Source organism: Luteococcus sanguinis (genome assembly GCF_039527675.1).
In the GTDB taxonomy this organism is placed as follows: Bacteria; Actinomycetota; Actinomycetes; order Propionibacteriales; family Propionibacteriaceae; genus Luteococcus; species Luteococcus sanguinis.
Map to the genome: position 1 here is coordinate 16,640 of NZ_BAAAKI010000002.1, position 7,004 is coordinate 23,643.

5 protein-coding genes are annotated in these 7,004 nt (G+C 66.8%); 3 read left to right on the forward strand and 2 right to left on the reverse strand.

The features are described 5' to 3' along the window. Window positions 1-788: 788 nt before the first annotated feature. Window positions 789-1,523 (reverse strand): ATP-binding cassette domain-containing protein, encoded by a 735-nt coding sequence (locus ABD089_RS01470; RefSeq protein WP_343884401.1) that lies wholly within the window; start codon window positions 1,521-1,523, stop codon window positions 789-791. Then, window positions 1,523-2,677 (reverse strand): ROK family transcriptional regulator, encoded by a 1,155-nt coding sequence (locus tag ABD089_RS01475; RefSeq protein ID WP_343884402.1) that lies wholly within the window; start codon window positions 2,675-2,677, stop codon window positions 1,523-1,525. Before ABD089_RS01475 ends, ABD089_RS01470 begins: the two co-directional genes overlap by 1 nt. A 232-nt stretch (window positions 2,678-2,909) precedes the next feature. On the opposite strand from ABD089_RS01475, the gene mmsA reads away from it, so the two are divergent. Genes mmsA through ABD089_RS01490 form a run of 3 tightly spaced genes read left to right on the forward strand, consistent with a single transcriptional unit; the run spans window position 2,910 to window position 6,950 of the window. Further along, window positions 2,910-4,472: a multiple monosaccharide ABC transporter ATP-binding protein gene (gene mmsA / locus ABD089_RS01480; protein ID WP_343884403.1), complete on the forward strand. Its 1,563-nt coding sequence runs from the start codon at window positions 2,910-2,912 to the stop codon at window positions 4,470-4,472. A 5-nt stretch (window positions 4,473-4,477) separates the two neighbouring features. Continuing rightward, window positions 4,478-5,797, forward strand: a complete 1,320-nt coding sequence (locus tag ABD089_RS01485; protein ID WP_343884404.1) for a sugar ABC transporter permease — start codon at window positions 4,478-4,480, stop codon at window positions 5,795-5,797. 28 nt (window positions 5,798-5,825) lie between these two features. Beyond that, window positions 5,826-6,950 carry a substrate-binding domain-containing protein gene (locus ABD089_RS01490; RefSeq protein WP_343884405.1) on the forward strand — a complete coding sequence of 375 codons (1,125 nt, stop codon included), beginning with the start codon at window positions 5,826-5,828 and terminating at the stop codon, window positions 6,948-6,950. Window positions 6,951-7,004 lie beyond the last annotated feature (54 nt).

A 7,004-nucleotide genomic window follows, 5' to 3' on the forward strand; every position in this document is an offset into this window, starting at 1 on the left:
CTCGGGCTCACTTCGGGTGTCGGCTGGAAGCGGACACCTCCCGCTTTAGGCGCTCGGTTCGCTCCCGCAGTGGCCGACTCGTTGGGTTCCAGCCGACGCTGACGGCGGTCGGAAGCTGAGCACTGACTGGCCTGGGTTGTCCGAAGCTGGTCTGGGTTGTCCAAAGCAGGGAAACGTACGCATTCTCCCTGGCTACCCGAGAGTCAGCATCTCTTAAACCCAGAGAGCGTACTTGTTGCGACAAGGACTTTCGCACCTGTCCCCTTGGTGGTGAGGACGATGGCCAGCGCGCTTGACCACCAAATCACGCATTTTACGGCTGATACGGACACCGTTGGTCCTTGGCTGTAATCCTGGCCCCAGTTCACCTTGATGTGCTGTGTAAGCCGCCCATCGGAGTAGGAATTCACGTAGATTCCGCCGACCTCCAGGTTACAGGCGTGCATGGGCTGCCCGTCTCGCAGGTTCCAGTCCGCAGTGCCGTAAACGTCGCACACCCAGCTGACGTGTTGGTTGACCGTAACTGCTTGGGCAGGCTGCAGGCTCGCAGAGGCGGCCAAGAGTCCAGCTCCCGTGAGCGCAGCGGTAAGAGTTGTTCGTCGAGTCATTTGGTGCCTCTCGCTAGTGCCCCGCGGCTCTTCCCCTAAGGGCTTCTCGCAGATTATGCGGCCGCATGGGGCATGTATATGCACGGCAGATAACAGTGGCCGAAAGTGAATGCTGGGACCCCATGGATCGCTTACCTGGCAATGTTTTCGGAGCTTCGAACGACCGAAGGCCAACCGAAGTCAGGTGTGGGTGGCGCCGGTGATGGCGGCGATCACGGCCTCGTAGCTGGCGTCGCGAGCGTTGAAGGAACCGTTGTTGCGGCCGTGACGCAGCACCTCAACCCGGTCGGCGACCGCGCGGACGTCGGTGAGGTTGTGGCTGATGAAGATGACGCCCAGGTTGCGGTCGCGCAGTTCCTCGACGTAGCCGAGCACCTCGGCGGTCTGGCCGACCGAGAGTGAAGCCGTAGGCTCGTCCAGGATCACCAGCCGGGGGTCGCTGACCAGGGTGCGGGCGATCGCGACGCACTGGCGTTGGCCCGCCGAGAGGTTCCGCAGCGGGACGGTGAGGTCGGGGATCCGGGCACTGAGCGCGCCGAGGTGCCCGCGGGCCTGGTCGGTCATCGCGTGCTTGTCGATCAGACCGGACCGGCGGCGCAGTTCCTGGCCCAGGAAGAGGTTCTCGACCACGTCCAGGTTGTCGACGAGCTGGTCGCTCTGGAAGACCGAGGCAATCCCCAGTTTGGTCGCGGCGCGCGGGGAGGCGATGTGCACCTCGCGTCCGTCGAACCAGATCGTCCCGGCATCAGGGCCATGCACGCCGCCCAGCATCCGCGCGAGCGTCGACTTGCCAGCCGCATTGTCCCCAACGAGCGCGACCACCTCACCGGCGTGCACGTCGAGGTCGACCCCGACGAGCGCCTGGACGCCGCCGAAGTACTTCGCCACACCCCGGACGCGGAGCAGGTCGGCCATCACGATCCCTTTCCTGGGCTGAGGGGCAGTTCCAACTGGTCCAGTGCGAGCGCCGAGGCCCCCATGGCCTCGGCATGCTCCAAGCTCTCGCCGTCGACGAGCAGGTCGTCCCCGGACAGTAGCGGACGGGCTCGCAGCGCGTCCCGGATGGGGGAGAGGAAGACCTCGCCGGCGCTGGCCAGCTCGCCGCCGACCATGATGCGGGTCGGCCCGAGCACGGTCGCGCTGTTGGCGATGACTGGACCGATGGCGGCGCCCGTGTCGGCCAGCACCTGGCGGCAGCCCGCGTCCCCGCGCTTGGCGCCCGAGACGATCTGCCGCATGGTCATCGGGCCGTGGCTGAGCCGCAACAGGTCCGCCAACGCGTCCACGGAGACGACGGTGTCGAGGCAGCCGCGGGCACCGCAGCGGCAGATCCGTCCCGCGGGGTCGACCTGGACGTGCCCGATGGCGCCGGCCGGCCCGAAGGCACCGGTGTGGGGGCGGCCGTCGAACAGGATCGAGGCCTCGACGGTGTCGCCCACCCGGACGTACAGCGAGGTGCCCGACCCGCGCAGCGCCCCGTACCGTGACTCGGCCACCGCGGCGGCGTCGGCGGAGAAGGAGAGTGCGACCGGGCGTCCGAGCCGCCATTGCAGGGTGTCGACGATGTCGACGTCCTCCCAGCCGGTCAGCGAGGCGGCGCTGGCGCGGGCGGTCATCGCCTGGGGCAGGGCCACCCCGATGCTGACCACGTCGTCCACGCTCGCGCCCACGTCGTCCGAGGCCTCACCCACCAGCAGCGCGACTCGGTCGAGGGTGGTGTCGTGCCGATGGCCCTCCGGCAGCGGCAACCGGCGGGCGAGCTGGACGTCGTGCGAGGCGTCGGCCAGGTAGAGGTCCAGCGAGCGGGGGGTGATGTGCACGCCCAGCGACAGGCCGGAGGAAGGCACCAGCGAGACCTGCTGGGCGCGGCGCCCGGAGCGGGTGGTGGCCGAGGTCGCGACGATGCCGTCGCGCTCCAGCTGCTTGACGATGTTGGACACAGTGGCTGGCGAGAGGCCGGTTGCAGCAGCGAGCTCCACCTGGGTGATGCCGCCGAAGGTGCGCACGGCCTCGAGGATGCGCAGCGCATTCGCCTCGCGCAGGGAGGACTGCGAACCGGGGGCGAGCACGCGGACCTCCTTGTCACGTTGTTGTTGCTGGGCAGATCACTCGTTGGTTCCTAGATCGTCCGTCCATTCACCTCCAGAAGTCAACCGACCGAGGTGAAGCAAGCCTTCCGGCTCATTTGTCACGGTTTGGTCACTCTTGGCTTCATTTAGTGACGCCAAGGACGCTCTCGGCGTACCTTTTCGTTCAGCAGCACCGGCCGGTTCCGGCGGTGCCCTGGTCAAAGGAGACGACATGGTCGATGACGAACACGTCATCCTGGAGATGCGTCACATCACCAAGGAGTTCCCGGGCGTCAAGGCCCTGGACGACGTCACGATGCGGGTGCGCAAGGCTGACATCCACGCCATCTGTGGCGAGAACGGTGCGGGCAAGTCCACCCTGATGAAGGTGCTCTCGGGTGTCTACCCGCACGGCACCTATGGCGGCGACATCGTTCTCGACGGCAAGGTGATGAACTTCGGCCGGATCAAGGACTCCGAGCACGAGGGTGTCGTGATCATCCACCAGGAGCTGGCCCTGGTGCCCGAGCTGTCGATCACCGAGAACATCTTCCTGGGCGACGAGGTCGTCAAGGGCGGCCTGATCGACTGGGCGCAGGCGCGCAACCGCGCGATCGACCTGCTGGCCCGAGTCGGCCTGGACATCGACCCGAACACCCCGATCAAACGCCTCGGCGTCGGCCAGCAGCAACTGGTGGAGATCGCCAAGGCGCTGTCGAAGAACGTCCGCCTGCTGATCCTGGACGAGCCCACCTCCGCCCTCAACGAGGACGACTCGGCCAACCTGCTCGACCTGATGCGAGGCCTGAAGGCCAAGGGCATCACCCAGATCATGATCTCCCACAAGCTCAACGAGATCGCTGCGGTCAGCGATGCCGTCACCGTCATCCGCGACGGCAAGACGGTGGAGACCTACGACGTGGTCGCCGGCCAGGTGGACGAGGACCGCATCATTCGGGCGATGGTCGGCCGCTCGATCGAGAACCGCTACCCCGACCACGAGTCCAACCCCGGCCAGGTGCTGCTGGAGGTGCGCGACTGGAATGTCGAGCACCCTGACGTGCCCGGCCGGATGATCACCAAGCACGCGTCCTTCAACGTCCGTGCGGGGGAGATCGTCGGCTTCGCGGGCCTGATGGGTGCCGGGCGCACCGAGCTCGCGCGCTCGATCTTCGGCCGCAGCTACGGCATCTACCACTCCGGAACCATGGTGCTGGACGGCAAGGAGGTCGCCCCCAAGACCGTCCAGCAGGCGATCGACCTGGGCATCGCCTATGTCACCGAGGACCGCAAGCAGTTGGGCCTGAACCTGCTCGACTCGATCAAGACGACGATCAGCGCGGCCAACCTCAAGGACCTGGTCCGCCACGGCCTGCTGAACCTGACCCGCGAGGCCGAGGTCGCCGAGCAGTACCGCAAGGACCTGCGGGTGAAGACGCCCTCCACCGGCGTCGGCGTGGCCACCTTGTCGGGCGGCAACCAGCAGAAGGTCGTGCTGGCCAAGTGGATGTACCCCCAACCCAAGGTGCTGATCCTCGACGAGCCCACCCGCGGCATCGACGTCGGCGCCAAGTACGAGATCTACAAGCTGATCCACCGGCTGGCGGACGAGGGCAAGGCGGTCATCGTCATCTCGTCCGAACTGCCCGAACTGCTCGGCATCAGCGACCGCATCTACACCATCTGCGAGGGCGCCATCACCGGCTGCCTCGACGCCAAGGATGCGGACCAGGAGAGCCTGATGCGCCGCATGACCACCACCGCCACCTCAGCAAGCCAGGGAGCACTCCAGTGAAAGCAGTGAAGCAAGTCCTCGGTAACAACCTCCAGCAGTACACGATGGTGCTGGCGATGGTCGTGCTGGCCCTGTTCTTCCAGTGGAAGTCGGATGGCCGCATGCTCACCGCCTCCAACCTGCAGAACCTGATCATCGGCAATGCCTACGTGCTGATCATGGCGCTGGGCATGGTGATGGTCATCGTCATCGGCCAGATCGACCTGTCGGTCGGTTCTGTGGCCGGCTTCGTCGGCATGGTCGTCTCGATCCTGGCCACCAACCACGGCCTGAACTGGATCCTCGCCGTGATCCTCGGCCTGCTGCTGGCCTGCGCGATCGGCGCCTGGCATGGCTTCTTCCTCAGCAAGGTGGGGATCCCTGGCTTCATCACGACGCTGGCCGGCATGATGATCTTCCGCGGCCTGGTGATCTGGGTCTCCGGTTCGATCTCGATGGCCGCCCCGCCGGAGCTGGAGAAGTTCGGCGCCGGCTACCTGCCCGAGTGGGGCCCCGGCTTCACCAACATGAACAACTCCACCCTGCTGCTCGGCCTGCTGCTCTGCGCAGGCTTCATCGTCTCCGAGCTGCGTCGTCGCAGCCAGCTGGCCGCCCGCGGTGGCGAGGCGCCGATGGGCATCAGCCTGATCCGCATCGCGCTGGTCTGCGCCGTCATCCTGTACCTGACCTGGGTCTTCGGCTCCGGTCGTCCCGGCACCTCCTTCCCGGTGCCCGGCGTGATCCTGCTGGGTCTGGTCGGCATCTACTACATCATCACCGAGCGCACCCGCTTCGGCCGCCATGTCTACGCCGTCGGTGGCAACAAGGCCGCCGCCGCGCTGTCCGGCGTCAACACCGCCCGCACCTACTTCCTGGTCATGCTCAACATGTCCTTCCTGGCCGGTCTCGCGGGCATCCTCTTCCTCGGCCGCTCCACCGCTGCCGGCCCGTTGGACGGCACCAACTGGGAGCTGGACGTCATCGCCGCAGTCTTCATCGGCGGCGCGGCCGTCAGCGGCGGTATCGGCACCGTCTTCGGCTCGATGATCGGTGGCCTCGTGATGGCGGTGCTCAACTCCGGCCTGATGCTGCTCGGCGTCGGCCAGGACAAGACCTCGGTGATCAAGGGCCTCGTGCTGCTGGCCGCCGTCGCCTTCGACGTCTACAACAAGCAGCAGGGCCGCCCCTCCATCATCGGACGCCTGACCGGCGGCACCAAGGCGCCGGCCGACGCTCCTGCAGCCGTGGCTGCGGCCAACCAGTCGACGGCCGATGCCGTCCCCAGTGCGGAGGGCCCCGTGGTCACCTCCGAGAACACCATGCCCACCTCCAACCCCGGCATCTGACGCCGAAACCCACCGAAAGGAAACACCCATGAAGGTCACCAGAAGGTCGATGCTCGGCGGCGCTGCCGGACTCGCTGCCCTCACGGGCCTGAGCGCCTGTGGCGGCGGCCGCGACGGCTCCTCCACCTCCACCACCACGGCGGCTGCCGGTGCCAGCGGTTCCACCGCTGCCTCGGGCGGCTTCGACGCCGGATCCACCATCGGCGTCGCGCTGCCGTGGCTGGGCACCCAGAACTGGAAGGAGGCCCAGGACATGTTCAAGACGCAGCTCGCTGCCGCCGGTTACAAGGTCATCTCCCAGGCCGCCGACAACAAGGTCACCCAGCAGCAGTCCCAGATCGACGCCATGGTTCAGCAGGGCGCCAAGGTCATCGTCGTCGGCCCCGTCGACGGCAAGCAGCTCGGCACCGTGCTGCAGAAGGCGCACGACGCGGGCGTCAAGGTGCTCGGCTTCGACCGCCTGATCGAGAACACCGAGGCCGTTGACGGCGTCATCCAGTTCGGCTCCGTCCGCACCGGCGAGCTGCAGGGCCAGGCGCTGCTGGACGGCCTGAAGAGCAAGGGTGAGGGCCCCTACAACATCGAGCTCTTCGGTGGCGGCCCGGCCGACCCGAATGCCCCGAACTTCTTCACCGGCGCCATGAGCGTGCTGCAGCCGAAGATCGACGACAAGACCCTGACGGTCGTCTCCGGCCAGACCAAGTTCGCCCAGTGCGCCACCGTCGACTGGGACAACGCCAAGGCCCAGTCGCGGATGGACTCGCTGCTCTCGGGCAACTACTCGGGCAAGAAGATCGACGGCGTGCTGTCGCCCAATGACGGCATCGCCCGCGCGATCCTCACCTCCTGCAAGCAGGCCGGCGCCGGCACCCCGATCGTGACCGGCCTCGATGCCGAGAACGAGTCGGTCTCGCTGGTGTGGGCGGGCACGCAGTACTGCACCGTCTACAAGCCCACCGACAAGCTGGTCTCCCAGACGGTGACGCTGATCAACGCCATGCAGAAGGGCGAGACCCTGCCCGACCCGTCCGAGAAGACCAACAACGGCAAGATCGACGTCCCGGTCTACGCCCAGGATCCGGTCGTCGTCACCAAGGACAACGCCAAGGAGGCCTTCGCGAACGACGCGGCCCGCCTGGCGCTGCTCAAGTGACCTGAGGTCACCACACAACCGAACAGCACGTGAAAGAGGGGTGGCCCCGGCGAT